General features: G+C 69.7%; 1 protein-coding gene. It reads left to right on the top strand.

Going from position 1 to position 1,526, the window contains the following annotated elements; translation table 11 throughout:
- Nucleotides 1-1,526: beta strand repeat-containing protein (locus NZK81_RS21370; RefSeq protein ID WP_419181731.1), on the top strand; the 1,526-nt coding region annotated here is incomplete at both ends.

Below are 1,526 nucleotides of genomic sequence, written 5' to 3'. Positions count from 1 at the left end.
GACGGCATCGGCGGCACCATCGCGATCTCCGCCGCGCAAGGCAGCATCACTTCCAACGGCCTCAACCTCTACGCCGGCGGATACGGCGGCAGCGGCGACACGCTGGGCGGTGCCGGCCTGGGTGGCTCGATTTCGCTCGACGCCAGCCAGGGCGCGACGATCGACGTCCAGTCCACCATCGCGGACACGACCGGCTATGGCGGCTATGGCGGCCTGGCCGGCATCGGCGGCGATGGCACGGGCGGCGCGATTGATCTCGCCGTCAGCGGCGGCGCGACCTACGCTTCCACCGGCTTCACCAGTTTCTATGCGGACGGTTACGGCTATGACGGATTTCTTGCCGGCGGCACGGGAACCGGCGGTGTAATTTCGCTCACCGACACCGGCGGCACCTTCGATTTCAGCTCGCTGTTCCTCTCTGCCGATGGCACTGGCGCCTACAGCGATACGCTGTTCGGCGACGGCATCGGCGGCTCCGTGCTTATCTCGTTGCGCGGTGCCGATCAGAACTGGGATTATCTCTACGCCTCGGCTATCGCGACGGCGGGCGACAGTTACGGTTCACCCAGCGCGGCGGTCGGCGGCATAGCCACCGGCGACAGCGTGAACGGCGTCAGCCTCGACATCAACGGCGTCGCGCTCAACCTGACCGGCGGCCTCGAACTCAATGCCGATGCCTATGGCAACCTCAATGGCGATGCCACCAGTCTCGCCACGGCAGGCCGTGCCAACCTGTCGATTTCAGGCGGCGGCGCCCTGGTGACCGACGCCAGCGTCAAGGTTACCGCCAGCGCACATGTTTCACTCGGCGACGTAACCGGCGATCCCGATGTCACGTCCAGCCTGCAGGGCGGGACCACCAGCCTCGATATCTCGGGCGGCAGCCTGACGGCCGGACAGCTCGACGTGCTGGCCGAGGCGGAAGGCTTCGGCGCCCTCGTCCTCGCCGGGCAGGCCCGGGGCGGTACGGCCTCCGCGACCGTCTCGAACGGCGGCATCCTCAATGTCGGCTCGCCCACCGGTACGGGCACGCTGACCGTCAGTGCCGCAGCCATCGGCAACTTCGAGACCTTCTTCACACCCACCTCCCCCACCGTCGACACCGGCTTCGCCGCCGACGCACAGGGCGGTACGGCGACCTTGCAGCTCGTCAGCGGCCAGGTCTCCACTGCCGGCGCCACGCTCGTCACGGCCTCGGGCACGGGCGGCCCCAGCGGCAACGGTTCGGACGGCGGCAACGGCACGGGCGGCACCGCCACCCTCGCCATGAGCGGCGGGACCTTCACGTTCGGCAGCGATCTCGATGTGCTGGCCACCGGCATCGGCGGCACGGCCATACTCGGCGGCACGAGTGGTGCGGGAACCGGCGGCCTCGCGGCATTCGACGCCACGGGCGGCACAGCCACGATCGCCAGCGGCAACCTGACCATCTCGGCCGGCGCCCTGGCGCAGGACATCGACATCACGCAGACCGGCAGCGGCGGCGATGCCCGGGGCGGCACGGCCCGCCTCGGCACCGCGGGCAC

It is taken from the genome of Novosphingobium mangrovisedimenti, from assembly GCF_025153475.1.
Lineage (GTDB): Bacteria > Pseudomonadota > Alphaproteobacteria > Sphingomonadales > Sphingomonadaceae > Novosphingobium > Novosphingobium mangrovi_A.
This window is presented reverse-complemented; position numbering and strand designations above follow the sequence as displayed.